General features: G+C 64.7%; 21 protein-coding genes and 1 pseudogene. 14 read left to right on the top strand and 8 right to left on the bottom strand.

From position 1 onward, the window contains the following. Positions 1 to 49 precede the first annotated feature (49 nt). The 5 genes from DFP85_RS12600 to DFP85_RS12575 all read left to right on the top strand — a co-directional run bounded on the left by DFP85_RS12600 (position 50) and on the right by DFP85_RS12575 (position 7132). Complete coding sequence (locus DFP85_RS12600) at positions 50 to 1369, top strand: NAD(P)/FAD-dependent oxidoreductase (RefSeq protein WP_133636615.1); 1320 nt, start codon at positions 50 to 52, stop codon at positions 1367 to 1369. Then, the gene (gene nirB, locus DFP85_RS12595; protein WP_133636614.1) at positions 1366 to 3876 is read left to right on the top strand and encodes a nitrite reductase large subunit NirB; all 2511 of its coding nucleotides are present in this window, start codon (positions 1366 to 1368) and stop codon (positions 3874 to 3876) included. The genes DFP85_RS12600 and nirB overlap by 4 nt, the downstream gene beginning before the upstream one ends. A 44-nt stretch (positions 3877 to 3920) precedes the next feature. Next, positions 3921 to 4292, top strand: coding sequence for a nitrite reductase small subunit NirD (nirD, locus tag DFP85_RS12590; protein ID WP_133636613.1), 372 nt, complete (start codon positions 3921 to 3923; stop codon positions 4290 to 4292). A 240-nt stretch (positions 4293 to 4532) separates the two neighbouring features. Then, the gene (locus tag DFP85_RS12585; RefSeq protein ID WP_133636612.1) at positions 4533 to 5882 is read left to right on the top strand and encodes an MFS transporter; all 1350 of its coding nucleotides are present in this window, start codon (positions 4533 to 4535) and stop codon (positions 5880 to 5882) included. Positions 5883 to 6151: 269 nt separating this feature from the next. After that, positions 6152 to 7132, top strand: a complete 981-nt coding sequence (locus DFP85_RS12575) for a 2-hydroxyacid dehydrogenase (RefSeq protein ID WP_133636611.1) — start codon at positions 6152 to 6154, stop codon at positions 7130 to 7132. Positions 7133 to 7266: 134 nt separating this feature from the next. Here DFP85_RS12575 and DFP85_RS12570 read toward each other — a convergent pair whose 3' ends face one another. The 5 genes from DFP85_RS12570 to DFP85_RS12550 all read right to left on the bottom strand — a co-directional run bounded on the left by DFP85_RS12570 (position 7267) and on the right by DFP85_RS12550 (position 15916). Beyond that, the gene (locus tag DFP85_RS12570) at positions 7267 to 8157 is read right to left on the bottom strand and encodes a DUF7281 domain-containing protein (protein ID WP_133636610.1); all 891 of its coding nucleotides are present in this window, start codon (positions 8155 to 8157) and stop codon (positions 7267 to 7269) included. Then, positions 8154 to 9401, bottom strand: a complete 1248-nt coding sequence (locus tag DFP85_RS12565) for a hypothetical protein (protein WP_133636609.1) — start codon at positions 9399 to 9401, stop codon at positions 8154 to 8156. Before DFP85_RS12565 ends, DFP85_RS12570 begins: the two co-directional genes overlap by 4 nt. Then, a complete protein-coding gene (locus DFP85_RS12560; protein WP_133636638.1) occupies positions 9398 to 10024 on the bottom strand; it encodes a condensin complex protein MksE in 627 nt (208 codons plus the stop codon). The genes DFP85_RS12565 and DFP85_RS12560 overlap by 4 nt, the downstream gene beginning before the upstream one ends. An 11-nt stretch (positions 10025 to 10035) precedes the next feature. Continuing rightward, entirely contained in the window at positions 10036 to 13713 is a 3678-nt protein-coding gene (locus tag DFP85_RS12555) for an ATP-binding protein (RefSeq protein WP_133636608.1), read from the bottom strand. Positions 13714 to 14662: 949 nt separating this feature from the next. Next, entirely contained in the window at positions 14663 to 15916 is a 1254-nt protein-coding gene (locus DFP85_RS12550; RefSeq protein ID WP_133636607.1) for an IS256 family transposase, read from the bottom strand. A gap of 108 nt (positions 15917 to 16024) precedes the next feature. On the opposite strand from DFP85_RS12550, the pseudogene tnpC reads away from it, so the two are divergent. From tnpC to DFP85_RS12515, 7 genes and pseudogenes are all read left to right on the top strand, one after another. Beyond that, positions 16025 to 16592: pseudogene (tnpC, locus tag DFP85_RS12545) on the top strand (IS66 family transposase); the annotation flags it as partial. 215 nt (positions 16593 to 16807) lie between these two features. Next, a complete protein-coding gene (locus DFP85_RS12540) occupies positions 16808 to 17236 on the top strand; it encodes a MerR family transcriptional regulator (RefSeq protein WP_133636606.1) in 429 nt (142 codons plus the stop codon). A gap of 241 nt (positions 17237 to 17477) precedes the next feature. Further along, on the top strand, positions 17478 to 17987 hold the full coding sequence (locus DFP85_RS12535; protein WP_133636605.1) for a cupredoxin domain-containing protein: 510 nt from the start codon (positions 17478 to 17480) through the stop codon (positions 17985 to 17987). 9 nt (positions 17988 to 17996) lie between these two features. Beyond that, positions 17997 to 18662, top strand: a complete 666-nt coding sequence (locus tag DFP85_RS12530) for a response regulator transcription factor (protein ID WP_133636604.1) — start codon at positions 17997 to 17999, stop codon at positions 18660 to 18662. Beyond that, on the top strand, positions 18643 to 19977 hold the full coding sequence (locus tag DFP85_RS12525; protein WP_133636603.1) for an ATP-binding protein: 1335 nt from the start codon (positions 18643 to 18645) through the stop codon (positions 19975 to 19977). The genes DFP85_RS12530 and DFP85_RS12525 overlap by 20 nt, the downstream gene beginning before the upstream one ends. 71 nt (positions 19978 to 20048) lie before the next feature. After that, a complete protein-coding gene (locus DFP85_RS12520; RefSeq protein WP_133636602.1) occupies positions 20049 to 21830 on the top strand; it encodes a copper resistance system multicopper oxidase in 1782 nt (593 codons plus the stop codon). 9 nt (positions 21831 to 21839) lie between these two features. Further along, positions 21840 to 22610 carry a copper resistance protein B gene (locus DFP85_RS12515; RefSeq protein WP_133636601.1) on the top strand — a complete coding sequence of 257 codons (771 nt, stop codon included), beginning with the start codon at positions 21840 to 21842 and terminating at the stop codon, positions 22608 to 22610. A 686-nt stretch (positions 22611 to 23296) separates the two neighbouring features. On the opposite strand, the gene cueR is transcribed toward DFP85_RS12515, so the two are convergent. After that, positions 23297 to 23716 (bottom strand): Cu(I)-responsive transcriptional regulator, encoded by a 420-nt coding sequence (cueR, locus tag DFP85_RS12510; RefSeq protein ID WP_133636600.1) that lies wholly within the window; start codon positions 23714 to 23716, stop codon positions 23297 to 23299. 416 nt (positions 23717 to 24132) lie between these two features. Here cueR and DFP85_RS12505 point away from each other — a divergent pair, with 416 nt between their 5' ends. Together DFP85_RS12505 and DFP85_RS12500 are read left to right on the top strand one after the other, a co-directional pair. Further along, positions 24133 to 24330, top strand: coding sequence for a heavy-metal-associated domain-containing protein (locus DFP85_RS12505; RefSeq protein WP_133636599.1), 198 nt, complete (start codon positions 24133 to 24135; stop codon positions 24328 to 24330). Positions 24331 to 24595: 265 nt separating this feature from the next. Beyond that, entirely contained in the window at positions 24596 to 25096 is a 501-nt protein-coding gene (locus DFP85_RS12500; protein WP_279512937.1) for an Lrp/AsnC family transcriptional regulator, read from the top strand. A 31-nt stretch (positions 25097 to 25127) separates the two neighbouring features. On the opposite strand, the gene DFP85_RS12495 is transcribed toward DFP85_RS12500, so the two are convergent. Both DFP85_RS12495 and DFP85_RS12490 read right to left on the bottom strand, forming a co-directional pair. Next, complete coding sequence (locus DFP85_RS12495) at positions 25128 to 25994, bottom strand: GNAT family N-acetyltransferase (RefSeq protein WP_243737295.1); 867 nt, start codon at positions 25992 to 25994, stop codon at positions 25128 to 25130. Between the two features lie 193 nt (positions 25995 to 26187). After that, positions 26188 to 26907, bottom strand: coding sequence for a cupin domain-containing protein (locus tag DFP85_RS12490; protein ID WP_133636596.1), 720 nt, complete (start codon positions 26905 to 26907; stop codon positions 26188 to 26190). Positions 26908 to 26951: the final 44 nt, after the last annotated feature.

The raw sequence follows: 26951 nt of genomic DNA, 5'->3' as shown, positions 1-26951 counted from the left end.
GGCAGCACCGAGGCGTCTTCTTTTTTTGTCATATCGGAGGTGCCTGATCATGCACCCAGCCCCGCACGAGACCGAACACCTGGTGATCATCGGCAACGGCATGGCCGGCCACCGGCTGGTCGAGGCCCTGCTCAAGGAACCGGGCCGACCGGCGCGGATCACCGTGATTGGCGACGAGGCCACCCCCGCCTACAACCGCATCCTGCTCTCGCCCTGGCTGGCCGGCGAGATGGAGCGCCAGGCCCTCACCCTGCGCGAGGCCGAGTGGTACGCCGCGCAGGGCGTCGAGCTGCTACTCGGCGAGCGGGTCGCGTCCATCGATCGCGTGGCACGCCGGCTGACCACCGATGCCGGTCGTGCCCTCGATTATCACCGCCTGGTGCTGGCCACCGGCTCGCGCCCGGCCATGCCGGCGGTGCCCGGCATCGCGCTGTCGGGCGTCCACGGCTTCCGTGACCTCAGCGACGCCGAGGCCCTGGCAGGCGTCGCCGAGCGTGGCGGCCGTGTCGTGGTGATCGGCGGGGGGCTGCTCGGCCTGGAGGCCGCGGAGGGCCTGCGTAAACGAGGACAGGGCTCACGCGGCCTGGCGGTATGCGTGCTGCAGCGCTCTGCGCGCCTCATGAATCGCCAGCTCGATGCCACCGCCGCCGGCCTGCTGGAGGCTGAGCTCGCTCGTCGCGGCCTGGCCATCCACACCGGCGCGCAGCTGGCCGCGATCGAGGGCGACCACCACGGCAGGGTAAGCGGAGTGCGCCTCGTCGACGGCCAGCGCCTGGTGGCCGACTGCGTGGTGGTCGCCGCCGGCATCACTCCCAATGCCGAACTGGGCCAGCGCGCCGGACTCGACGTCGACCGGGCCATCGTCGTCGACGACACCCTGACCACCTCCGACCCGGCGATCCACGCCCTGGGCGAGTGCTGCCAGTTCGAGGGCACCACCTACGGGCTGGTGGAGCCGATCTGGCGCCAGGTCGAGGTGCTCGCCGAGCGGCTGACGGCCGACCCCGCCGAGGGGATCCGCTACGAGGAGAGGCCCTGCGCCACCAAGCTCAAGATCAGCGGCATCTCGCTGTTTGCCTTCGGCCCCATCGAGCCTGACGCCGGCCACGACGTGCTCGCCTACCACGACCCCGAGCAGGGCGACTACCGCCGACTGCTGCTGCGTGACGGCCGACTCGAGGGCGCCATCCTCTATGGCGACACCGCCATGGGCCCCTGGCTGTTCGACCAGGCCCAGGCGGGCGGCGATCTCGGCCCCTGTCGCCGGGCCCTGCTGCTCGGTGCGGCGGATGCCGATGCCCTGCTCGATGCCCACCACTCCGACACCAACTCCGACAACCCGGACCGCCCCGTCAAGGAGGCCGCATGAACACGCCCAAGCAACACCTGATCATCATCGGTAACGGCATGGTCGGCCACCACCTGGTCGAGCAGCTCATCGAGCGGGGTGCCACGGCGCGCTACGCCATCACCGTCTTCGGCGAGGAGCGTCACCGCGCCTACGACCGGGTGCACCTCTCCGAGTACTTCACCGGCCGCGATGCCGATGCCCTGGCCCTCTCCGACGTCGACTGGTATGCCGCCAACGGCATCGAACTGCGCCTCTCGGAGGCCGTGACCGCCATCGACCGCGACGCCGGGGAAGTGGTGACCGACAGTGGCCGCACCCCCTACGATCGCCTGGTGCTGGCCACCGGCTCCTATCCCTTCGTGCCGCCCATGCCCGGCAGCGACCGTCCTGGCTGTCTGGTCTATCGCACCCTGGACGACCTGGATGCCATTCGCGCCGCCGCCGAGCATGCCTCTACCGGCGTGGTGGTGGGTGGCGGCCTGCTGGGGCTGGAGGCGGCCAATGCCCTGCGCGGCCTGAACCTGGAGACCGCCGTGGTGGAGTTCGCGCCGCGCCTGATGCCCATGCAGGTCGACGACGAAGGGGGCGAGCTGCTGCGCGAGAAGATCGAGGCCCTGGGCGTGCAGGTCCATACCGACCGGGCCACCCAGCGCATCGAGGATGGCGTGGATGCCAGCCATCGCATGGTCTTCCAGGACGACAAGGTGCTGGAGGCCGACCTGATCGTCTTCTCCGCCGGCATCCGTCCCCGCGACGAGCTGGCCCGGGAGAGCGCCCTGGAGATGGGCGAGCGCGGCGGCGTGGTGATCGACGACCGCTGCCTGACCAGCGACCCGGCGATACTGGCGATCGGCGAGGTGGCGCTCTGGAACAACAGCATCTTCGGCCTGGTCGCCCCCGGCTACCAGATGGCCAAGGTGGCCGCCGACACCCTGCTCGGCGGCGAGGGCGAGAGCTTCCGCGGCGCCGACATGAGCACCAAGCTCAAGCTGCTGGGGGTCGACGTGGGGGCCATCGGCGATGCCCATGGCGACCGGACGCCCGGCGCCCGGGTATTCCGCTACCTCGACCAGCTCAAGCAGCAGTACCGCAAGCTGGTGGTTTCCGGCGACGGCAGGCGCCTGGTGGGCGCCATGCTGGTCGGCGACAACAGCGTGTATGACACCCTGCTGCAGTACTACAGCAACGGCCTCGACCTTCCCGAGGACCCGGCCTCGCTGATCCTGCCCAGCAGCGAAGGCGCCCCGACGCTGGGACCGGACGCCCTGCCCGAGACGGCCACCATCTGTTCCTGCCACAACGTCACCAAGGGCAATATCTGCGCCAGCATCGATGGCGGGGCCGGGGACCTCGCCGCGATCAAGGGCGAGACGAAGGCCAGCACCGGCTGCGGCGGCTGCACGGCCCTGCTCAAGAGCGTCGTGGAGCACGAACTGGAGAGTCGCGGCGTGGAGGTCGACCGTTCGATCTGCGAGCACTTCGCCCATACCCGCCAGGCGCTCTTCGACATCGTGCGTGTCGAGGGCATCAAGACCTTCAGCGAGCTGATGGAGGTGCACGGCAACCCGAAGACCCACCGCCTCGGCTGTGATATCTGCAAGCCGGCGGTGGCCTCGATCCTCGCCTCCTGCTTCAACGAGCCGATCACCGATGCCGCCCACATCCCGCTGCAGGACACCAACGACACCTTCATGGCCAACATGCAGAAGAACGGCACCTACTCGGTGGTCCCGCGGGTGCCCGGCGGCGAGATCACCCCGGACAAGCTGGTGGTGCTGGGCCAGGTGGCGCAGAAGTACGGCCTCTATACCAAGGTCACCGGCGGACAGCGCATCGATCTGTTCGGCGCCCGCCTGGAGGATCTCCCGGAGATCTGGAGCGAACTGCTCGACGCCGGCTTCGAGACCGGCCACGCCTATGCCAAGTCGCTGCGCACGGTGAAGTCCTGCGTGGGCAGCACCTGGTGCCGCTATGGCGTGCAGGACAGCGTGGGCATGGCGATCCGGCTGGAGCACCGCTACAAGGGCCTGCGCTCGCCCCACAAGCTCAAGTTCGGTGTCTCCGGCTGTACCCGGGAGTGCGCCGAGGCCCAGGGCAAGGACATCGGCGTCATCGCCACCGAGAACGGCTGGAACCTCTATGTCTGCGGCAACGGCGGCATGCGCCCTCGCCATGCAGAGCTCTTCGCCACCGACCTCGACGACGAGCGGCTGGTCCAGCTCATCGACCGCTTGTTGATGTTCTACGTGCGCACCGCAGATCGCCTGCAGCGCACCTCGGTGTGGCGCGAGAACCTCGAGGGTGGCCTGGCCTACCTCAAGGAGGTGGTCATCGACGACCGCCTGGGGATAGGCGAGGCGCTGGAGCGCCAGATGCAGACCGTGATCGACACCTACCAGTGCGAGTGGGCCAATGCCATCGACGACCCGGAGAAGCTCAAGCGCTTCCGCAGCTTCGTCAACGACAGCCGCCCGGACCCGGACATCATCGTGACCGAAGAGCGCGGCCAGCTACGCCCTGCTTGACGCTCATCTCTCGTCGATTTCTCGCTGACTCCAAGGAAGCACTCATGAATACGGCTACCGCGACCAAGACCATGACACAGACCTGGCAAGCCCTCTGCACCCGCGCCGACCTGGTGCCCTTCTCAGGCGTCGCCGCCTGGGTGGAGACCACCGAGGGCCCCGCCCAGGTGGCTCTCTTCTACTTACCCGGCAAGGATCCCGAACTCTACGCCCTCGACCACCACGACCCCATGGCGGGCGCCAACGTCAATGCCCGGGGGATCGTCGGCGACCTGAAGGGCGAGCCGGTCGTGGCCTCGCCGCTCTACAAGCACCACTACCGGCTGGCGGACGGCCAGTGCCTGGAAAACCCGGGCATACGTTTGCGCACCTGGGCGGTGAGCTTCAAGGGCGATGAGGTGTGGATCCGGGCATGAAGACCGGGCTTGCCGAGTATTGCCCAGTTCCCTGGCAGGCCGACCAAGGCAGAGACGTCACCGGACACCCCCGCTGGTAGACCGACCCATCACAAGCGATTCAGACAGACACCTTGCGTCATTCAACAACGCCAAGGCCGACGTGGACCAGGCTCCCCGGAGTACGAGTGCGTCGGACCCGACCTTCAACGGCGAAGGCCCAGGATCGTGTGTTCGACCATCACCCGACGAGGTACTCCCATGGAGATCCGCAACAAGGCCAACAGGATTCGCCTGTTCACCCTCAAGACGCCACAGATGCGTGCCTTCCACTTCTCGTGGTTCGCCTTCCACCTCTGCTTCTTCGGCTGGTTCGGCATTGCCCCGCTCATGGCGGTGGTACGCGATGACCTCGGCCTGACCAAGACCCAGATCGGCAACACCATCATCGCCTCGGTGGCGATCACCGTGGTCGTTCGTCTGCTGATCGGCGTGCTCTGCGACCGCATCGGGCCCCGCCGGGCCTATACCTGGCTGCTCTGCCTCGGCTCCCTGCCGGTGATGGCCATCGGTTTCGCCAACAGCTTCGAGACCTTCCTGCTCGCCCGCCTGGCGATCGGCGCCATCGGCGCTTCCTTCGTGATCACCCAGTACCACACCTCGATCATGTTTGCGCCCAACGTGGTGGGCACCGCCAACGCCACCTCGGCAGGCTGGGGCAACCTCGGTGGCGGGACCACCCAGATCCTCATGCCGCTGATCTTCTCGGGCCTGCTGATGCTGGGTGTCAGCGAGGCCTTCGGCTGGCGGCTGGCCATGGTGGTCCCGGGCGTGGTGCTGTTCCTCACTGGCATCGCCTACTATCGCTTCACCCAGGATGCCCCCAACGGCAACTTCGATGAGCTGCGTGCTCGCGGCGAGCTGCCGGCGGCAAGCGGCGAGAGTAGTGCCGGCCGGACCTTCCTGGCCGCTGCCAGGGACATCCGGGTCTGGGCCCTGTTCGTGGTCTATGCCGCCTGCTTCGGTGTCGAGCTGACCATCCACAACATCGCCGCCATCTATTTCTTCGACAACTTCGACCTGACCCTGGCCACCGCCGGCATGATCGCCGGCCTCTTCGGCCTGATGAACCTCTTCGCCCGCACCCTGGGCGGCATCTTCTCGGACCTCTTCGCCCGGCAGGCCGGCCTGAAGGGTCGTGTGCGCTGGCTGTTCATCGCCATGCTCTGCGAGGGCATCGCCCTGATGTTCTTCTCGCAGATGCATGTGCTGGCACTCGCCATCGGCATCATGCTGGTGTTCAGTCTCTTCGTGCAGATGGCGGAAGGGGCCACCTTCGGCGTGGTGCCTTTCATCAACAAGCGGGCGCTGGGCGCCGTGGCCGGGATCGTCGGTGCCGGCGGCAACGCCGGTGCGGTGGCCGCCGGCTTCCTGTTCCGCTCCGAGTCGCTCAGCTACCAGCAGGGGCTCTTCTACCTGGGCGTGGCCGTGATCATCGCCGCCCTCTGTACCCTGCTGGTGCGTTTCACACCGGAGGTCGAGGCCCGGGAGGCCAGCGCCTACCGCGAGGCGGAGGCCAGTCAGGGAGGTGCCGCCCTGTCGCTGCGCTGACCCTTCCGTGTCTGCCTGTCTTGTACAAGCCACCGCCCCATCGGGCGGTGGTGTTGCGCTTGGTTATTGAAACCGCCGTCGTCTATAAGGCGGGCGAGTGGTCAGCGCCCGGCTCGACGGCCGCTCCCCCCGGGAGGCGGTCCGCCGCGGCAAACTGATCGGCTCGCTCGCGGTGCAGGTGGCGGGCAACATGGAGGGGTTGCCGAATCTCAAGCACCTCGCCATCTTGGAAGCCAAGCTGTCCGCTCTCAAGACAAGGAGCCTGACCCATGAAGAAGCGCATCCTGGCCTATGGCCGCCTGAACGATGACCAGCTGGCCCAGCTTGGCCAGGACTTCGAGGTCCTGGCCTTTCCCGGCCTGGCCTCCGCCGACGACCCGGCCTTCCGGGCCGCGTTACCCGACGCCCACGGCCTGATCGGCGCCAGTCTCGCCATCACCCCCGAGCTGCTCGACGCCGCGCCCCAGCTCGAGGCCATAGCCACCATCTCGGTAGGCTACGACAACTACCCGGTCGAGGCGCTGACCCATCGCGGCATCCTGCTGTGCAACACGCCGGATGTGCTCACCGAGACCACCGCCGACACCGGCTTCCTGCTGATCATGGCCGCCGCCCGGCGCGCCGTGGAGCTCGCCGACCTGGTCAAGCGCGGTGACTGGCAAGCCGGGATCGGGCCCGAGCACTTCGGCAGCGACGTGCATGGCAAGACCCTGGGGCTGATCGGCTTCGGGCGCATCGGTGCCGCCGTGGCCCGGCGCGGCGCCCTGGGCTTCGGCATGAGCGTCCTCTACTCGAACGCCTCACCCAAGCCCGCGCTGGAAGCGGAGCTGGGGGCAGAGCGGCGCGAGATGGACACGTTGCTTGCCGAATCCGACTTCGTCTGCATCACCGTGCCCCTCACCGCCGAGACCGAGCACCTGATCGGGGAGCGAGAGTTTGCCCTGATGAAGCCATTGGCGATCTTCGTCAACATCGCCCGCGGCAAGGTCGTCAACGAGGCGGCGCTCATCGAGGCGCTGGAGATGGGGCGCATTCGCGCCGCCGGCCTGGACGTCTTCGAGCAGGAGCCGCTGTCGCCGGAGTCGCCGCTGCCGCACATGACCAACGTGGTGGCCCTGCCGCACATCGGCTCGGCGACTCATGAAACACGAACCGCCATGGCCCAGCGCGCCGTGGACAACCTGATCCTGGCGCTCAAGGGCGAGCGCCCGATCAACCTGGTCAATGAGAACGCCTGGAAGTCCGCATGACGCCACCATTCCGATAGCAAGGAGCACGTGAAGCCGGTGGGTCCCAGAGTAGCGATTACCTGGGACCCTACCCCTATGGCGATTTCAGGATGGCCAACGGGTATGCGTTCCCCACGTTGATTCCCCCCTTACCGCTACGCGTCGCCAGACTCACCCAACGGCACTTCTTGGAGTGCATCACCAAACCACTGCTGACGCAGGCCGCGCTGCTCGCGAAGCAGGATGGCGAGGTAGGCGGCCAGCGGGTGGCCAACGGGCAGGCGGGCGGCGTGGTCGCGCAGCGCCGGCTGGTAGCGCTGCTGTTCCGGGGGCTGGTGCGCAGCATTGGCGCGCTCGGCCAGATCCTCGAACGGCGGCAGCAGCAAATGGGTGGCGCGGCTGGCGAGGGCGATGCTCACCCCCTTGGCATCGAAGTCGCCGAGATAGAGGTGGGGCCTGGCGCGCTCTGCCCAGGCCTCGGCCACCCTGGCGAAGGCGCCGCCGTAGTGCCTGTCGCCACGGTAGAGCACCAGCGGGCAGGCCCCGTTGGCCACCGCCGCAGGGGGCGGCGCGAAGGCGTAGAAGCCATCGAGGTTCTCGACCTGAACCAGCACGTCGAAGGCGTCGAGGTCGAGGTCGCGCCAGTCAAGGTCGAGGAAATCCCGGGAGCGGCTGGCAAGGCCCGGCCGCCGCTCCGCCGCCGCGGGTAAGCTGGCCAGCACGCGTCGATCGCGAGGCTTCTCGCGGACGCCCTTCTCCTCCCGGTTACCCAGATGAGCCTGTTCGGCGGTGGTCAGGCCGCTGAGCTCGGCGGCGATGGCGGGCTCGCCCAGGGCGGCCAGGGTCTCGTCGATCCGGGCGAGCAGCTCGGGGTCGAGCTGCAGGCGGGCGTGGGTGAGGCGCGGGCCGAGCTCGATATCGTGCGCCTGGCACCAGGCCACGACCTCGTCCACCACCTTGCTGCGGCGCTTCTCTTCACTGGGAGTGCTACGCAGCGCCTGGGCGGCGTCGCGGAGCAGGTGGCGAGCACGCGATGACAGCTTCATGCCCCCGCCCTCAGCGCCAGGCTGACGTCATGGATCAGCCGCAAGTGGTTGAAGGGGCTGGCCTGGCTCTCCTGCTGGCGAAGGCGGAAGGCGCGCTGCTCGCCCCTGGGCAGTCCCTGGAATTCGGCAATCACCTGGAAGAGCCAGATCTCCTCGCCCCACGCCAGCTCGCCCTCCTGCAGGTACGCCAGGGCGCTGAGCCCCTCACCACCGCGGTCCACCACCGCGAGATAGAAGCGTTCCACGTCCTCCTTGAGCGCCTGCTGACGAGCGGCGACGAGGGTGTCTTCCTGGGGAGCCGCGGCGCCGGCGGCGGTCACCGGTTCCGGGCGATGAACAGGCCGCGGCAGCTGGTGCAGCAGCTCGGTAAGTGCCCGAGTATCGGGGTGGTGATCCAGGGCCGCGGCGCCGGCGGCGACCAGCGGGGCGGCGCGGTTGACCAGCGCCGGCACCTCGCTGCGCCGGGCGTAGTTGCCGGGCACGAAGCCCGGATGTTCACGAAGGAAACCGGCCATGCCGGCCACCAGGCGGCTTCGCGACTGCTGCTGGCGGAAGCGCGCCATCAGCTCGACCATGCGCCGCTGCACCTCGCGCAGGCTGGTGTAGTGCTGGGTGAGCTGGTGCTGCAGGCCGCTGACCAGCAGCTTGCGCAGGGCACCATCGCTGCCCACCAGCTCGATCAGCTCGTGGAAGTCGATCAGCTCCAGGCCGTCGAGCAGGCGCACGATCTGCTTCTGGGCGCGCGCGTTCTCGCGAATCTTGTCACCCAGGCGGCTGACGAAGCCGAAGTCGCTGTTGAGGCGCCGCCACAGGCTGTCGATGGCATCGGCGAAGCGGCCGTTGAGGTCATCCACCTCCTGGCGCAGGCGCAGCAGCTGCTGCTCCTGACGCCAGTACTCGCCGGCGTCGCGGGCCTCGCGGTAGCTCTGCACCAGGGTACGCATCAGCTCCAGGGTCTCGGCCACGTCGGCATTGACGTGGCGCCGGGTCTCGTCGGCGAGCATCTCGGCAATCAGCTCGCGCACCTTGGGGGCGAGCTTCACCCCCCCCTGCTCGTCCGGCCGCCACAGGATGCGCGCCGCCAGCAGTCGGTTGAGTGCCGTGGTGCTGAGCCCCTCCAGGGGCACCTCGTCCCGGGCGTAGCCGGCCATCAGCGCCTCGGCGTGCTTGCCGAGCAGCGCCAGGCGCTCGACGCCGGTGCCGATCAGGCGGCTCTCCAGGGCGTGGGGGTCGCGGTCGCTCACAGCAGGCTCTCCTGGCTGGCCGGGGCCTGGTCGTCCACGGGCAGGTTCTCCTCGTCGCGGATGAAACGCACCAGGTCGACCAGGTAGTCGATCTTGGCGGTGACCACGAAGTACTGGCGATCGGCGTGGGGCTGGAGCAGGTAGCCGTGCTCCTTCAGGCGCTTGAAGACCTGCTTGAGCTGGGCGTCGAGCTGGTCGCTCTGGGAGCCGAAGAAGGGGTCGGTGGCCAGTCGCTCGAGGCGCTCACGCAGCCCCTGGTTGTCCTCGCAGCGCGAGCTGAAGTCGGCGGGCTTGAGCACGTCACCGGGGGCGGCCAGGCCGTCGCGGCCCAGCGTCTCCTGCACCAGCTGCAGCCACTCCAGCATCGGCAGCAGGCTGTTGACGGTGTCCGCCAGCTGGCGCGAGAGCTGCTCGCGAGCGCCCTCGTCGAGCTGACGCCAGGCCAGGAAGTAGACGCTGCCCTCGTCGTTGGTGGCCAGGCGGCGGTTGAGCGGGCGCAGGTAGGTATCGAGCTGCTCGCGAACCTCGTCGTCCTGCAGGCGGCGGAAGGCGCTCTCGTCGCTCACCGCGCAGATGAACTCGCCGGCCAGCAGGCGTTCGAGCAGGGGGCCATGTTCAACCATCGAGCACTCGGTCATGGGGCGGCCTCCTCGGCACGGGCCTGCAGCCGCTGGGCCAGGCGGCTCAGGCGCGGTTCGATGCGCTTGAGGCGTCGCGTGCCGGGTGCCGCCTCATCGCGGTCAATCAGGTAACGGTTGTGGAACAGCAGCAGCACATCCGACTCCGGGTTGGGAAAGGCGCCGACGATATGGATGCGGTTGTTGTCGCAGGCGTCGAACAGCTTCTCGACGTTGTGGTAGGCCAGGGTGCCGATCTCGTCGATGGGCCAGTGGATGGCCACCCGGGCCTCGCCGCGCAGCAGCCGGGTGAAGGCGAGCAGGAACTTGCACAGGATCAGGTAGGCCATGCCATGGCTGGAGGACTCCAGCAGCTGGCGGTCGTTCCTGATGACCAGGTCTGTGCCGCCCTCGTTGAGGTGCAGCTCCAGGCGCAGCAGGCTCTCGAAGCTGTACTGCTGGTCGCTGCGCAACAGCTCCACCACGTCGGCCAGGGCATCAAGGTAGTCGTCGCCGGGCAGCGGCTGGCCCGAGTCGCGCCATTCGTGGTAGCGCAGGGCGAAGCGCTTGAGCGGCTCCCAGAACCCGAGCTCATCGATGGTCGACTGGATCTTGACCTCGGCCCTGCCGATGCCCTCGAGCCTGAGGTCGTCGGCCACCTCGTCGGAGAGCCGCCGGCTCTGGGCATTGATGCGCCGATTGAGGTCGCGGAACACGGTAAAGAACTTGTCGAGGTCATCGCCGAGGTTGCGCCCCTCCTGCAGCAGCTGCTGCTGTTGCCCCTCGAGCAGCTGAAGCATGCCGGCGATCACCGGCAGCAGCCGGCGCGGGCTCTCGCCCTCGAGCTTGGCGCGCTCGGCCTCGAGCATTTCCTGGAAGTCGGCGCTGGCGCCCTTGATCAACTCGGACTCGATCTTCTCGCAGCCACGGCGCAGCTCGTCCAGCCGCCGGGCGTGGTCGGCAAGGCCCTGGCGAACGCGCTCGATGCGCTCATCGGCATCGCCCGGGGCCTCGCCGATGGGTTCCGGGGCGGGATCGAGGCTCAGGGCCTCGAGCTTGTCGAGCAGCGGGGCGAGGGTCTCCACCAGCGCCCTGGCCGCGTCGCGGCGGGCCTTCAGCGCACTCACCGCCGCCTGGTGTTCGCTGCGGGCGGTGCGAAAGTCGGCCCGCTGCTGTTCGCGTTCGCGCTCGGCCTGCTGGCGCTCGCGGGAGAGCTCGGCCTCCCTATCCACCAGGCGCGGCTTGCGCTCGCCCCACGCCACACGCATGAAGTGGCGATATTCCCTCAGTTCATCCTCGCGCTCGGTGGTCCGGCGAATGCGTGTGGCCAGTGCCTCCAGGCGTGAGCGAGTCTCGCGGACGGTGACCGGGTCGACGCCCTGCTCGGTCAGCTCGCGGTCGAAGGCGGCCTGCAGCTCATCACGCTGGCGGCGATTCTCCTCCCGGTGATCGTCCAGCTGGCGGCGGTGCTGGGCGATCTGCTGATCGAAGCCGGCCAGCCGCCCCTGGAAGTCGGCGGTCAGCTCCAGGCGCTGGGAACGGTGGCCGTCGGCCAGGGCCTCCAGGGCCTGACGCTGCTCGTCGCGCAGCGCCTGCTGCACGGCCTCCTGCTCCTCGAGCGCCTCGCGACAGGCGGCCTGGCGCGCCTGCTGCGCGGCGGCATGGCGCTGCTGGCACTGGCTGCGCGCCTGCAGGGCGTAATCGACCTCCTCGGCGGCGCGGCGACGCGTGCCCCGGGCGCGGTCGAGGCGCGCATCGGCCTCCTGCACCCGTTGGTGGCAGGCGCGGAGTGCCTTCTCGGCGCCCTTCTCGGCTTCCCTGGCCTCGGCCAGCGCTGCCTCGCCGGCCTCGATCTCGGCCAGCAGGCTGGCCTCGTCCTGGGCATGCTCAGGCAGCGCGATGGCGGCCAGATCCAGCGCCAACCCGAAGAGGTCGTCGCTGGCTTCCTCGTTGATCTGGGGCGCCAGGTCGCGGCGCTCAAGGAGCTCGGGCGCGATCACCTTGCCCAGGCCCTGCTCCCAGCCCGGGCGGTGGTGACGCAGGAAGTGGCGCAGGCTGCCCTGGGCGGGGTCACGCTGAACCAGCAGGGCGGCGCGGTGCGCCTCGGCGCGGGAGCGCTGCGCTCGGGCTCGTTCCAGCTCGCGCTCGGCGGCCTCGCGTTCCTGCTTGCGCTCATCCAGTTCGGCTCGCACGCTCTCCATCGAGGTGGCAGCCGCACCCTGTTCGCTCTGGGCCTGGTCGACCCGGGCCTGGGCCTGCTCCGCCTCGCGCGCCTCCTCCGGGATCTGGGCGCTATGGGTAAGCTGCGCCTTGAGCTCGGAGAGCCGCCCGGTGATCTGGTCCAGGCGAGTGCGGAAGTCCTCCTCCAGGGCCTGGCGGCGAGCCTGGTAGTCCGCATCCAGGCGGTTCTCGGCATCGCGCTGCTGGTCGCGACAGGCCTCCTTCTCCTCGCCCAGCGCATCGATCAGTGCCTGGAGCTCGTCGCGGCGCTGCTCGAGGAGGTCGCCCAGCTCCACCAGGCGCGCCTCCAGCCTGGCCTTGCTCTCCTTGACTGCCTGCTGCATCAGTTCCAGGTGGTCGCGCAGCTGTTGCTGCTGGTCGCGCCACTGCGGGAGCGCCTTGAGGTCCTGTTCGAGGCCCGGCATGTCGGCCTGTTCGAAGGCCTCGAACTGGCGCTGCAGGTCGTCGAGGTCGGCACGCGCCTTGCTCAGCTCGCTGTCGAGCGAGCTCAAGCGATCATTCAGCGCATCGCGGGTCTCCTGATAGGCCGCCTCCCGGATCTGGAAGGCCCGCTGCTGGCGCTGGATCTGCGCCTCGAGGTCTGCGCTCTCGCGATCGGCGCGGTGGCGGTCGGCCTCGAGCTGGGGCCGCAGCTGCCACAGCGAGGTCTCGACATCGGCGATCTCGCGATCGAGGCTCTCCAGGGCAGACAGCGAGCGCTGAAGGGGCTCGAGGCGCATCGACTGACGCATGCGGTCGATCCACTCGCGTGCCTTGGTGTTGCGGATGCGGGTCACCGGCAGCTCGACACCGTCCTCCTCGAAGATCGCCGCCAGCATGGTCTTGAGGGTGTCCATCTTGCCCTCCTTGGCGTGCACCGCGGAGACCAGTTTCTCCATATGCCGGATGCGTTGCCCCGGGCGCACCAGGCTGAAGCGGGCGGCAAGCTGGCGAAGCCGCAACCCCTCCTTGCTGTTGCCCCTGGGCTGGGTCCCGGTATGGGTGAAGTCGTTCTGGATCACCGAGCGGTATTCCGAGGTGGCGCCCAGCTTGGCCGATGGAGGGATGCCCTGGCGGCGCAGGCCGTTGGCCCACTGGGCGTAATCCAGGCCGGTAACGCCGCCCTCGCTCTCCACCAGGTAGTCCTCGGGGCGATAGGGGGCCCCGACGAAGCGATACTCGACGCCGCCATCGCTCTTGCGTGTCAGCACCGCCTGACAGAGATCACCCTCCTCACGGCGATACTCGTAGACGAGATAGCTGTTGCGGTGCGGAAGGTAGAAGGCGTCGAACTTGAGCCGGGTCTTCGGCACCACCTTGTTGGGCTGCTCGCCGTAGAACACCGGCACCAGGCGCTGCAGGGTGGTCTTGCCCGAGGCGTTGGTGCCGCAGATGTTGGTGTGGCCATCCACACTGAGCTCCACCACTCCCTCGAGGTGGCCGTGGATCATCACGATGCGTTGCAGGTGAGCCATATCGCGTCCTTGGTCGTAGGCGATCCATGCTGCCCGTAGGCGAAACCGAGATGGTGCCCGAGCCGGTCGGTGGGTTCAAAAGCGACTATGTAGGGTAGCGGTTTCCGGACAGGGCGCCAGATGCAGAGGCGAACGAAAAAGGGCCTGCGACAGTGTCGCAGGCCCTTGAATTCGTGGCGCGCCCGGCAGGATTCGAACCTGCGACCCTCGGCTTCGGAGACCATTTCGAGTCATTTACCGCGCAAGACCAACTTAGCACCTAATCACCCAGAACACCACAACCACGGGCCTCGTAGCGGATTATCTGTTTGCAGCCCACACCGATTGCCAACGAAACACGTCCCTGGAGGGCAAGTCGCCGGTCACGGGGGGTTAAGAACCAGAATGCCTAAATCGGGGAGCCTGACCTCTAGCCAAACCCGATTTTTTGACTCCGGAAGCGAACCATCTGTTTGTTGGTAGTGACGATCAGCGACAAGTGCTTGTAGAACGATTTACCCGCCGGAAACAGCGCATAACAGACCTACCGGCTCATCAAGGCCTGTAACCGTGAGAGCCAGCAATGGGGGGACACCCTCAAGGCAGAGCGACTGATAACGAAAAAACCGCACTACCACAGTTTCTTCACGGATGTAAAGTCAGATCCTATCCCGCAAGAGAAAGAAAAAAACCGAGCCAAAATCAGCCACCACAATTGCTGAGCACAAGTCCAGTCTGAAGTTGGCCTTAATGGGCACGAATTAAGGGCAAGATGATCTGCCTATCAGAGTCCAGCATGCTTTTCCAGCTATCGAAGTAACCTTCATTGGGAAAGTGGCAAAAAAGACGGCCCGCAGGCCGCCGCAAGGAAGGTGATCAGTGCCTTGCCCTTGACCGCGATGACCAGCCCCGGATTGGTGCAGAACTGTCCTCCCCTCATGGAGTTATCGTCAAACCTGGTGGATGGCGATCAGACCGCACTCCTGTCTGATTGATCGGCCACTTGCTCCCCGTCCTGGAACTTGACGTTGCTGACGACCAGTTCCAACTTCTGGAAGTGCTTGATCCTCCTCCATCGCTTTTGGGCGCTCTGGAGTAGCTTGAAGACCATCGTCAAGGTCGTCGCACGGGACCCGCAGTTCCAGCTGCGCTTGCTTCTCAGCCGGACCGTAGCGAAGGTCGATTCGTTCGGGTTGGTAGTGCAGATATGCACCCAGTGCTCTGCCGGGTAATCGTAGAACGTCAGCAGTTCGTCCCGATCTCTGGCCAGGCACGCCATCGCATTGGGGGGCTTGGCCTCGAAGCGTTTCACCGTGCGATCGAAGGCCTGGTGCGCCTCGTCGCGAATCTCGGCCATCCAGATGTCATGGAGGTCGGCCTTGACCTTGGGTTGCACCGACTTCGGCAACTTGTTCAGCACGTTAGCGGTCTTGTGGACCCAGCAGCGTTGATGATCGGTCTCCGGGTAAATCTTGCTCAGCGCCGCCCAGAACCCCATGGCACCGTCACCCACCGCCAGCTCGGGAGCCGTGACCCGGCCGCGCTCACGCAGGCCTGTCAGCAGGGTCTCCCAACTGGCTGCCGACTCGCGGAAGCCGTCCTTGACGGACACCAGTTCCTTGCGGCCCTGCTCAGTGACACCGATGATCACCAGCAGGCACAGGCGGTCATCCATGCGGACGTTGCTGTACACGCCGTCGGCCCACCAGTAGACGTAGCGCCTGTCGTCTAGGTTCCGCTTCCGCCATTCGGTATGCTCGTCTTCCCACTGCTTCTTGAGCCGTGACACCGTGTTGGCCGACAGGCCCTTGGCCTGGTCGCCCAGCAGCGCCGCCAGGACCTCCTGATAGTCGCCGGCGGAGATCCCTTTCAGGTAGAGCCAAGGGATCAGCTCCTCGATGCTGCGGTCCCGCTTCAGGTAGGGCGGCAGCAGGCTGCTGTTGAAGCAAACGCCACCACCACTGCGGTCACGCACCTTGGGCACCTGCACGCTGACATCCCCTACTCCGGTCTGGACTGTCCGCTCGGGCAGGTAGCCGTTGCGGACCACTGCTTGGCGCCCATCATCGAGCCGTTGCTCGGCATACTGTGCCAGGAAGGTGGCCAGTTCAGCCTCAACGGCCTTGGCGATCAGGTCACGGGCGCCTTGGCGCAGCAGCTCGGGCAGCGGGTCAGCGACATGGGGTTCTGGTTGCGAAAGAGCCCGGAGGGTAGAATCGGTCATGGCGTATCCGTTCGTGTTGGTTGAGATCTTGGTCGTGATCAATCAACAGGATACGCCCCCCCTTCCAACCTCCTCCCGTACACCAGAAATCACCATAGCTCGCAGAGTTTCGCCAATGGCGTCACCGAGATCGGCTGCATGGCCCATGCGTGGCGCAAGTTCGTCGACCTGCACGTGGCCGGCAAGAGCCAGATCGCCGGGTAGGCCATCGAGCTGATCGGTCAGCTCTACCAGGTGGAGCGCGAGGCACAGTCACTGAGCGCTGATGAACGCCAACGACTGCAGGAGACAAAAGCGAGGCCCATCGCCGACGCACTGCACCGCTGGATGCTGGCTCACCGCGAGAAGGTGCCGAACGGCTCGGCGACGGCCAAGGCGCTGGATTACAGCTTGAAGCGTTGGGCGGCGCTGACGCGCTACCTCGAAGACGGCGGGTTGCCCATTGACAATAATCGGGTGGAGAACCTGATTCGCCCCTGGGCGCTCCAACTGGCTGTTCGCCGGGTCACTGCGCAGTGGCCAGCACACTGCCGCCATCATGAGCCTGATTCAGTGCGCCAAGCTGAACGGCCACGAGCCCTACGCCTACCTGAAGGACGTGTTGGAACGGCTGCCGACCCAGAAGGCCAGCCAGGTCCACGAACTCCTGCCGCAGAACTGGCAAAAACCCGCCTGATCATGCGCCGGCGGTGATGCTCGAACGCTTACACTACAACTATGGCGAGACGGATACCTATCATAACAGATGTCTTCTGCGGCAGATGGATTCACCGTCCCGTAACCATGCGTCAAGCGGCTCTTCCTTTAATAGCGAAAAAGGCACTTGACCCTTGGGCAACCCTCAGGTTCTAAACTGACTTCGAGTGTCTAGAAAAAGTTAAGGAACCGGCTATGCGAGTCACCGAACTAGCACGGGCTGGTGGCGTCACCCCTGAAACTGTACGCCACTACACTCGGCAGGGTCTGTTACGACCCCGCCGGGACCCACGCAACGGCTATCAGCACTATGACGAGGATGCATTGGGCCTCATCCGTTTCATCGATTGCCTTCGCTCATTGGGAGTTAATCTATTAGAGGTCAAACAGATCTTGATTTTCGCAGACCAAGACTGTGTCTCCGCCAGCGATACATACGCACCACTAGTCGATCGCGCACCATACATTCGCTTGCTAATTCAAGAGCTCAAAATTATAGCTAAGTGGCTGGATGAAAGCTTGTATGAGGATATGCCATGTACTTCCAAACTGGAGGAATTAATCAAAGTACTGGGTTCGACGAGCAGTACCTGCAGAAGCCCGTCCATGAGTCATATGGAATGACTGCAAACCTCAACCGACACGATCATCGGGTCAACCACAAACAGTCGCTCCGGCTAATACGCCATAGGAGATTCGGGTCATCTATCCACAACCACGAACCAGCATGCATGGCAAGGGGCTCCGAATTCACCCTAACTCCTACCATGATAACTATTGAAGGCTTAGAGTTCGTGCGTTCAGTCTGGATTCAGATTGTTGCGGTACAAACGAGTCTCCCCTACACCATCCAAAAGGTAATACGATGCGCAAGACACTGCTAATCATAACACTGGGCCTGATCGCGACACCGACATTCGCCGCCGGCAAGCACGGAGGTTCTCACGGTTCCGAGAGCGAGGCCGACATCGATCGCACCATTCGCTTTGAGGCGGGTGACATGTGGTTCGACCCTGAAGGGCTCGACATCGTCTCCGGTGAGACCATCCGATTCGAGATTGCCAACACCGGCAACCTCGAGCACGAGTTCGTAATCGGAGATACCTCCGCCCAGGAAGAGCATCGCAAGATGATGCTGGAAATGGCAGGCAGCCACGGCGAGTCTGGGGTTCACGGAGGCCATGGCGGTCACGACGGACATGATATGGCGGAGGGTGGGCTCGGGAGCAGCATGCCGGCGGTCACCATCGCACCAGGGGAGACGGCAGAACTCGTGTGGACCGCTCCCGAGAACGCCGGTGACTTGGAGTACGCGTGCAACATCCCGGGACACTATGAGGCCGGCATGTACGGTGACATTGACTTCCAGGGGTGATCCGGACGCATGAAACTGTTGCTGCTCGAGGATGACGACCTGCTCGCGGAGAGCCTGGTCGAGTGTCTGGTGGATAACGGTTACCGTGTCGATCTGGCCACTTCGCTGAGAGTGGCCAGGTCGCTCATGGCAACCGAGCACTATGAGCTCGCGATCCTCGACCTCGGCCTTCCAGACGGCTCCGGGCTAGACCTGCTCAAGCTGTGGCGCAAGCATGGCCATGATCTTTCGGTGCTGATTCTCACCGCGCGCGATACCTGGGAAGACAAGGTGGTCGGACTCGAAGGCGGTGCCGATGATTACCTGACGAAGCCCTTCCATGAAGCCGAACTCATCGCCAGGGTGCGGGCGCTGCTGCGTCGAAAGTCCGGACGCCTCTCCCGGGAGATGACGCTCAATGGCGTCTCGCTGGATGAGGCGAACCAGCGTGTCCGCGTCGGTGGCGGCACCTGGCACCCCCTCACCGGCACCGAATTTCTCCTGCTGCGCTACTTCATGCATCACCCGGGGCGCGTTCTCTCCAAGGACCACCTGCTCAACCAGCTCTACGCCCTGGATCAGGACGCCGCGGCACCCAACCTTATCGAGGTGTACATCGCGCGGCTGCGGCGCTATCTGGGCAAGTCGATCATCAAGACCCGGCGCGGCCAGGGTTATGTCTTCGTCACGCCTTGACCGGCGCAGCCTGCGTGTCCGGCTGCTGGCGTGGCTGTCTGGCATTGCCCTGGTGGTGGCCGGGATGACATGGCTGCTGCACGGTATCCTGCTGAAGGATCTGGCGCGCGACTTCCTCGGGGCGCGACTCGAGCGGGAAGCCGGCCACGCCATCGAGCAGCTGAGGCGCGACTACCTCTCCACTGCCGCCGTGCTGGATTCGGCCAGCCGAGGATTTCAGGTCTTTCACCACCTCTACGTGTTGCGCCTCGGCGATGATATCTCGGCCTCGGATACGCGGTGGCAGGAGGCGCTGCAGCCCCTGCTCGATGCGTCCAGCGAAACGCTCGTCGAGGTGAGGGAAGGGCAGCAGCATCTGCTGGTCTACCGGCAGCCCTTCGCCCTCAACGGCGAGGATGGCGTATTGCTGATCGGCGAGGACTTCTCGCAGGTGGAGGCGGGGCTCCACCGGCTGCACTGGTGGGTCGGCGGGATTGCGGCGTCACTGCTGGTGATGCTCGTGGGACTCAACCTGCTGGCGGTCAATCGTGGGCTGATCCCCCTGTCACGGCTTCGCGACCAGCTGGGCGAGCTGCGCAGCGGTGAGCGCGATCGCCTCTCCCTGGACGTGCCGTCCGAACTGGACGGCCTGGTCGTGCAGCTCAACCGCTTCATGGACGAGATCGACAGTCGCCTGCAGCGCTCTCGCGACTCGGTCGCCAACCTCTCCCACGCCCTCAAGACGCCGCTGGCGGCGGTGACCCAGGTGCTGCGCGGCACCCGCCCCATCGATGAGGCGCGCCGCCGGCGGCTGGTGGAGCGCCTGGAAGCGGTGCATGCCCAGCTGGATGCCGAGCTGCGACGCTCACGGATCGCCGGCCCTCACGCCGGGCGCATGTCCGAGTTGTGCCGTGACGGCGCTCGGCTGGTGGAGATGTTCCGTGTCCTCTACCCCGACAAGCGATTTCACCTGAACCTGCCGGATCGGCTAGACCAGCGTATCCCGGTCGAGTCGCAGGACCTCTCCGAGATGCTGGGTATCGTGCTGGACAACGCCGGTAAATGGGCCTGCCACGAGGTTCACTGCCAGCTGCGCCTGGAGGGTTGTCTCACCATCCTCGTCGAGGACGATGGGCCGGGGGTGGCCGAAGCGGAGCTGCCCAGCCTCGGCCAGCGAGGCAGGCGCCTGGACGAGAGCCAGCCCGGCTACGGCCTTGGCCTCTCGATCCTGAATCAGTTGCTGACACGCTACTCGGGGCGGGTTCGGTTCGCGCCGAGCTCCCTCGGGGGATTGCGCGTGGAGATCACGGTGCCTGTGGGCGAGTGCCTGCCGTGAGCCTACACGTTCAGCTGTGATTCAGCTTGACCCGTCAAGATGCTGCGACCAGACATTGACGGGAGTCACACATGGCAAGCTCGCGCGTCATCACCCACCCGCTGTCACGCCGTCAGATCCTGAAAGGCGGGGCGGCGCTTGGTCTTGGGTCGGCGGCGGCCCTGGGCCTGCGCCCCAGCTGGGCCGATCCCTGGGGGCAGACCAGTGTGTACGCCAAAGGGGTGGAAGAAGGCCCCGAGGTGTCGCTGGCCATCCGCCGGGAGTCGATCCTGATCGACGGCAAGAAGGCACGGCCGTTCAGTATCAACGGCGAGAGCCCCGGGCCGATGATCCGGCTCAAGGAAGGCCAGGACGCCGTACTGCGGGTCACCAACCTGCTCGACGAGCCCACGTCCATCCACTGGCATGGCCTGATCCTGCCGCCCGGGATGGATGGCGTACCGGGGGTAAGCTTTCCCGGCATCGCGCCGGGCGAGACCTTCACCTACCGTTTCCCCGTTCGCCAGAACGGTACCTACTGGTATCACAGCCACTCCGGCCTGCAGGAGCAGCTCGGCCATGCCGGTCCGCTGGTCATCGATGCCGCCGAGCGCGAGCCCTTCCGCTACGACCGTGAGCATGTGCTGCTGCTCACCGACTGGACCTTCGAGGACCCCATGTCGGTCTTCCGCAACCTGAAGACCGCCGAGGGCTACTACAACTTCCAGGAGCGCACCATCGCCGACTTCTTCGCCGACGTGCGTGAGAAGGGCCTTGCGGCGACCGCCGAGATGCGCGGCATGTGGGCGAAGATGCGCATGAGCTCGCGCGACATCGCCGACGTCACGGGCAGTACCTACACCTACCTGCTCAATGGTCACTCGCCGGAGGAAAACTGGACGGCGCTCTTCAGGGCCGGTGAGCGGGTTCGCCTACGGGTGATCAACGGCTCGGCCATGTCCTACTTCGACGTGCGTATTCCCGGGTTGAAGATGACCGTGGTGGCAGCCGACGGTCAGCCGGTGCAGCCGGTACCGGTCGACGAGTTCCGCATAGGGGTGGCCGAGACCTACGACGTGCTGGTCGCCCCCGAGGACGACACGGCCTATACGATCTTCGCCGAGGCAATGGATCGCAGCGGTTACGCCCGCGCCACCCTGGCGCCGCGCGAGGGCATGGCGGCCGAGATTCCCGAGCGTCGCAAGATCGCCGACCGCGGCATGGAGGCCATGGGCGCCCATGACATGGAAGGCATGGACCACGCAGAGATGGAGGGGGTCGCTGACGGCGACATGGAGGGCATGGACCACTCCACCATGGAGGGCATGGACCATTCCAACATGCAGGGCATGTCGGATGAGCGCAGCAGGATGAATGCCAACGGCATGCTGGCGGCGGGGGCGGCCCAGCCGGGCTCCCGCTACGACCAGGCCGGCATCGGCATCGACCCGGAGGCGCGACGCATGCTGGTCTACCGGGACCTCAAGGCCTTCACTCCCTGGCCGGACCGCCGTGAACCGGAGCGGGAACTGGAACTGCACCTCACCGGCAACATGGAACGCTACATGTGGTCCTTCGACGGCAAGAAGTTCAGCGAGGTGTCGGGGCCCATTCACTTCAACAAGGACGAGCGCCTGCGCCTGATCCTGGTCAACGACACCATGATGGAGCACCCCATCCACCTGCATGGCATGTGGATGGAGCTCGAGAACGGCCAGGGCGAGCTCATTCCTCGCAAGCACACCCTGAACGTCAAGCCCGGAGAGCGTGTCTCGGCGCTGATCACCGCCGATGCCGAGGGCAGCTGGGCCTTCCACTGCCATCTGCTGTACCACATGGATGCCGGCATGTTCCGGGTCGTCAAGGTTTCATAAGGAGAAGGTATGAATACCAGGAACGTACGGACGGGGGCCGGCACCGTCCTGGCCATGCTGACGCTCTCCACTGCCTACGCGGAGGAGGGTTACGATGCGCCCGCTGACTGGCCGTCCCCCATGGCCGAGCACAACATGGCCATGGCACTGTTCGACCGGCTCGAGTACGCCGTGCCCGACAAGGGGCACGAGGAACTGGTCTGGGACTTCCAGGCCTGGTACGGCGGTGACGTCAATCGGGTCTACCTCAAGTCCGAGGGCGAGAACGTCCAGGGCGATGGCGAAGATGCCGAGTTCGAATCGCTGGAGCTTCTCTATAGCCGGTTGATCGCCGACTTCTGGGAACTCCAGGGCGGCATCGGCTACCAAGGTGGTGTGTTCTCGGACGACCATGCCGAGCGCTCTTACGGGGTGGTCGGCCTGCAGGGGGTGGTGCCCTACGGCATCGAGACTGACGTGGCACTTCGGGTCAGCGACGAGGGTGACGTCTCGGCGAGTCTCGAAGGGGAGTACGACCTGCGACTCACCCAGCGATTCTACCTTCAGCCGCGTACCGAGATTGCCGTGGCCGGCAGTGAGGTCGAGGAATTCGGGGTCGGGGAGGGGCTCAATTCCGTGCGGGTCGGCATGCGCCTGGGTTATGAGGTGACGCGCCGTTTCGCCCCCTACGTGGGTGGGTACTGGGAAAAGCAGTACGGGGATACCGCCGACCTGGCCCGCCACCACGGCGACCCCACTGAAGATAGCGGCTTTGTTGCAGGTGTCCGGCTGATGTTTTGATCCGCCATGGTTTTACCACGTGCGGGTAGTAGACGAGGCAGTCACCGGCACCGACAAGAAACGATCGATAGACTGGACTACCTCCCAATCGCTAGACCGGGTATTTCGTGAGCGCCGCCAGTCGGCGCTCCCTGGCACTTGAGTATTGGGACCAATACCGTCCCCCGCCAGATTGATCACTTTCTTATCGATCTCCCTGCGCCAAGATGCACTGTCCCCTCCCCCCGTTATTTACCCTATGCCGGGGACAGCACCGTTCTATTCATCAGCCAAACGGCGCGCGATGGTGTTAGTCAGGCCGATCTCGAGATCTAGTTGGCCGAGCAGCAGGGCACCGCCATCTGACGTGAGCTCATCCCCGTCGAAACTGGTGGGACCTCGCAACATTTAAGGCGTGGAAAGGAAGTGGTAGCCGTGGTAGATATCGCCATGGCACCTGTGCCGGTTGGTTCTTGTGTAAGGAATTGAATTATAACCGATTTTCAGCCGCCTTTTTCATGCTTGGTGCAATATGATGCGTGCTGGCCGACTTCCTCGATCCGAGCACACCCCGCGAAGGCCATTCGGCCCAGAAACGGGTGGTGGTAATGGTAGAGAATCCGAAGCGAACACCCGCTGAACAACGCAAGAGCGAAAGCCCTCACTCAACCAACCATAGCCAGGACAATCCCTCCAGGCGACTGCCCTTATAAGGCAAGCTTGTCGTCCAGCTCGACGCTCTCTGCGGCCAGATCCCCCAGGATCGGACAATCAGGGCGTTCGTCCCCATGGCAGTGCTTCACCAGATGCTCCAGGGTCTCACGCATGGCCTGCAGCTTATTGATCTTGCTGTTCAGCTCTTCGATGTGGGTTAGGGCGAAGGCCTTTACGTCCGAACTCGCTCGGTGTCGGTCATGCCATAGGGCAAGCAGATTGCTCATCTGCTCCACCGAAAACCCCAGGCTTCTCGCCCGAAAAATGAAGCGCAGGGTATGAATATCCTTATCGCTGAACACCCTGTACCCTGCATCTGTCCGGCCAACTGGCGCGATGAGCCCTATGCTTTCGTAATAGCGAATCATCTTGCCCGAGATGCCAGACGCTCTTGCAGCCTCTCCGATGTTCATAAGATACCTCCATTTACAGGCCATCTTCACGCATAAGCACACCCACTGATCTACTGAGCTTTGGGCTGCCTGCCTCGCGCCCCTAGAAGATGAGGCGTTTAACTCTACAATGATAGGAAACTTCGGACCAGAAGTCCCGGTCATCCGCGACGGGCGACAGATCATTGTCTACAGGATACTTCATACAACACTGCCCGATCACGACTGCTCCGCCAAGCCGGTGAGGCCCCGGGGATGCTTGCCAACGCCGAATGCTACTGGACCAACAACGAAATCGTGTGCAACATCTTCTGCATCATCGACGGATAGCAGAAACCGCTCCCGTTCCGGGCGGCTGGCATTTCCGATTCAGCGCTTGACCTTCCAACTATGGGAAGCTTTACGCTGGTAACTCCCAACCCTGAAGGAGAAGGATCATGCTGAAACTCAAGGTACCTAAGATGACCTGTGGCCACTGCGCCTCGACCGTGACCACCGCGATTAAGACCGTCGATGACGATGCAAACGTGGAAATCGATCTCACGCAGCAGCAAGTAACGATCGAGAGCAACACCGATGCCGCCGCCCTGTCCGCGGTCCTTGTGGAAGCCGGCTACCCCAACGAACCTGCATAGCGTCAAGGCATGGGCCGGAGGCACGCTCGCGTCTTCGGCCCTGCCTCCCTTCCTGGTCGTACCTACAACAGATGTCACCTCCCTCGGGGCAGGTTCTGCTTTTACCCCTCAGCCGGGGTCGATTGGCTTTACAGGTATATTGTCTACATACTACCTTCCACATACAAAACTATGTCCAGTCCAGACCCGTTTCGCACCACAAGCCGCTCGTTTCCTGGCGGAGAAACTTCCGTGGATTGCGCGCGCATGCAGAAGGGATCCGAAATTGGCCTTAACACGCCTTGACCGTATAGACATGAACATCCTTGTCGAACTGCAGCGAAACGGACGGGTGACGAATGCGCAGCTCGCCGACTCAGTCGCTCTCTCACCTTCGCCGTGTCTCCTGCGCGTGAAACGCTTGCAGCGTGAGGGATTTATCAATGGCTACTCTGCTTTGATCGATCTACGAAAACTCGGCAATAACGTTACGCTATTTCTCGAAATTACGCTTAGCCAGCACAAAAGGGAAGATTTCCTTCTCTTCGAAACCAGCCTTCGCCGTATCGAGGAGGTTGTCGAATGTCACCTGATCAGCGGTGGATTCGACTATCTCGTGAAAATGGTCGTGCGCGACCTGAGTCATTTCCAGACGATCATTGAGGGACTACTTGAGGAAAACGTCGGCATTGCCAAATACTTTAGTTATATCGTCGTGAAATCGCCTATTCGGAAACACGAATACCCACTTCGCTTGCTATGCGAGCAGGACCACACGTCCGAATAACCCGATTCGGTGCTGGCCGACCCCACCGCGCCTACCCGAGTGTGTGGCCAGAGAGGGCGAACGTCCTCATCTGGCCATCGCCACCCCGAGGCATACCCAGGCACATCGTCGTCACCGTGTCATGCTGCAGCATGCCGCAACGGCTCAGGAAAGCCGTGAAGGCGCTGTTGCTGCGGTCCGTGTCGACCCGCACGAACGTGCCGGCGTGACGCGTCAAGTGGGGCGCCGTCAGTGCCATGGCCTCGTCGACGTCCCGGGTGACGATCGGCCCCACCACCCGGCCACGGCCGAACGGGCGGCAAAGAGCGAATGCGGCCACTCTCCCCTCCCGCATCAGAACCGTCCCTTCGGAAAGGCGAACGAGGCGCTCGAGAATCGCCGTCCGGTCTGCACCATAGGCCTCCCTGTCGAGCCGGATCATCTCCGCGAGGTCCGTCGCCTCGGCCGCGCGGACTTGCGTACCACTCGGAACCGGAACGTGCCCGGGGTCTACGGCCTCTCCCTGGTGCTGGCAGATGACTCCGGTGGGTTCGAATGACAATGAGATGTAGAGGCGGTACGCCTCACGCGTTGCGTTCAACCGCAGGTCCCGGTCGCCGCACTGCTGCAGGACGTGCTTCATCAGCCAGCGACCGGCTCCCAAGGCCTGGAGACGTGGCGAGGTAAGGACCATGCCTATGGTGGCGAAATCATCTCCCATCGGAAACCACATCGCGGAGCCGAGGACTCGTCCGATTTCATCGCAGCCGATATAGCCACGCCCGACCTGCATCAGTAGCTGCCAGTCTTCGGGCCGGTGCGACCAGCCGACCCCAACCGACAGCTCATGCAGCTTGTCGATGTCAGTTTCATGAATGTCTCTTACAGTCAGCTCGTACGTCTGCAGCCGTTTCGACATATTATTTGACATGCTAGAAACGCTCTCATTTTCTGCCGGGTACTTAGTGCCTATGCCAGAACCATAGCTACCCGCGTCTTGGCGAAGTGTGGGTGGTATTGCTTAGAGCGTACACCGAGAGGCCGACAATAAAATGACTGGTTTACAGGCCGCGGCGGCAGGATATGTCGAATCTTCTTCGGTGCACCTAGTCTCAGTCCTGGACGGCTTGGACTACGTAGAACTTCGCTACGCGCTCGGTGCTTTCCCATCCGATGGGGGTGCCCTTGGGCACGAAGAGGGATTCGCCGGCGTTCACCGTCAGCGCACCGCTATCGGGGAGGGCAAACTTCACACTGCCAGCCACCAGATACATGAACTCATTCTTGCCCTGAGGTCGAATGATCCGGTGATAACCGGTGGAATCCCACGTGCCGGCGAGAGTCTGTGTCTGGTCGTCGGTAAAGACGTTATCGCTACGGCATTCCGGGGCCGGGCCAAGCAGGACTTCCGCCGGCAGGGTCGCGGACGGCTTGAAGTTGGCGTCTGGACTAAGCGAGGTGATGCCAGGCATGGGCGAAGCCCCCCCGGCCGCCGTGCAAAACACGAAGTGGGTGCCAGGCTGGGCCTGGATCTGAACCTCGGTTCCGCGTCCTACGACGCCCCCCCACCCAGGACCGACGACCAACGGCTCCGCGCCGGCTTCGGTCAGCGTCAGCTCGCCTTCGACGACCACCATGGTTTCGGTGTGCGGGAAGTTCGATACCTTGAGCTCTCCCGCGAAACTGACACGGCCTGCGGCCATGGCGTCTGCGCCGTCCCAGGCGATTTCACGGTGCGGCGCGAAGGGGTCCGCCTCCCCGATGGAGCTCTTGAGAAATGCGGTGCTGAGGGATGCGCCGCCGGCGCGATTGAGAATTACGGGTAAGGTCATGATGGTTCCCATGCCTGATCACAAGTGAAGGTGATGTCGGTGGT

This window comes from Halomonas ventosae (assembly GCF_004363555.1).
GTDB classification, from domain to species: domain Bacteria; phylum Pseudomonadota; class Gammaproteobacteria; order Pseudomonadales; family Halomonadaceae; genus Halomonas; species Halomonas ventosae.
The sequence above is the reverse complement of the archived record's forward strand: the minus strand, read 5'-3'. Positions and strand labels throughout refer to the sequence as shown.

Excerpts from the sequence above, each read along its gene's own strand:
- DFP85_RS12515 (WP_133636601.1), top strand. The coding sequence starts at position 21,840 with ATGAATACCAGGAACGTACGGACGGGGGCCGGCACCGTCCTGGCCATG.
- nirB (WP_133636614.1), top strand. The coding sequence starts at position 1,366 with ATGAACACGCCCAAGCAACACCTGATCATCATCGGTAACGGCATGGTC.
- DFP85_RS12490 (WP_133636596.1), bottom strand. The coding sequence starts at position 26,907 with ATGACCTTACCCGTAATTCTCAATCGCGCCGGCGGCGCATCCCTCAGC.
- DFP85_RS12495 (WP_243737295.1), bottom strand. The coding sequence starts at position 25,994 with ATGTCGAAACGGCTGCAGACGTACGAGCTGACTGTAAGAGACATTCAT.
- DFP85_RS12535 (WP_133636605.1), top strand. The coding sequence starts at position 17,478 with ATGCGCAAGACACTGCTAATCATAACACTGGGCCTGATCGCGACACCG.
- DFP85_RS12505 (WP_133636599.1), top strand. The coding sequence starts at position 24,133 with ATGCTGAAACTCAAGGTACCTAAGATGACCTGTGGCCACTGCGCCTCG.
- DFP85_RS12540 (WP_133636606.1), top strand. The coding sequence starts at position 16,808 with ATGCGAGTCACCGAACTAGCACGGGCTGGTGGCGTCACCCCTGAAACT.
- DFP85_RS12560 (WP_133636638.1), bottom strand. The coding sequence starts at position 10,024 with ATGGTTGAACATGGCCCCCTGCTCGAACGCCTGCTGGCCGGCGAGTTC.
- DFP85_RS12520 (WP_133636602.1), top strand. The coding sequence starts at position 20,049 with ATGGCAAGCTCGCGCGTCATCACCCACCCGCTGTCACGCCGTCAGATC.
- DFP85_RS12585 (WP_133636612.1), top strand. The coding sequence starts at position 4,533 with ATGGAGATCCGCAACAAGGCCAACAGGATTCGCCTGTTCACCCTCAAG.
- cueR (WP_133636600.1), bottom strand. The coding sequence starts at position 23,716 with ATGAACATCGGAGAGGCTGCAAGAGCGTCTGGCATCTCGGGCAAGATG.
- DFP85_RS12525 (WP_133636603.1), top strand. The coding sequence starts at position 18,643 with ATGTCTTCGTCACGCCTTGACCGGCGCAGCCTGCGTGTCCGGCTGCTG.
- DFP85_RS12575 (WP_133636611.1), top strand. The coding sequence starts at position 6,152 with ATGAAGAAGCGCATCCTGGCCTATGGCCGCCTGAACGATGACCAGCTG.
- DFP85_RS12555 (WP_133636608.1), bottom strand. The coding sequence starts at position 13,713 with ATGGCTCACCTGCAACGCATCGTGATGATCCACGGCCACCTCGAGGGA.
- nirD (WP_133636613.1), top strand. The coding sequence starts at position 3,921 with ATGAATACGGCTACCGCGACCAAGACCATGACACAGACCTGGCAAGCC.
- DFP85_RS12530 (WP_133636604.1), top strand. The coding sequence starts at position 17,997 with ATGAAACTGTTGCTGCTCGAGGATGACGACCTGCTCGCGGAGAGCCTG.
- DFP85_RS12600 (WP_133636615.1), top strand. The coding sequence starts at position 50 with ATGCACCCAGCCCCGCACGAGACCGAACACCTGGTGATCATCGGCAAC.
- DFP85_RS12570 (WP_133636610.1), bottom strand. The coding sequence starts at position 8,157 with ATGAAGCTGTCATCGCGTGCTCGCCACCTGCTCCGCGACGCCGCCCAG.
- DFP85_RS12550 (WP_133636607.1), bottom strand. The coding sequence starts at position 15,916 with ATGACCGATTCTACCCTCCGGGCTCTTTCGCAACCAGAACCCCATGTC.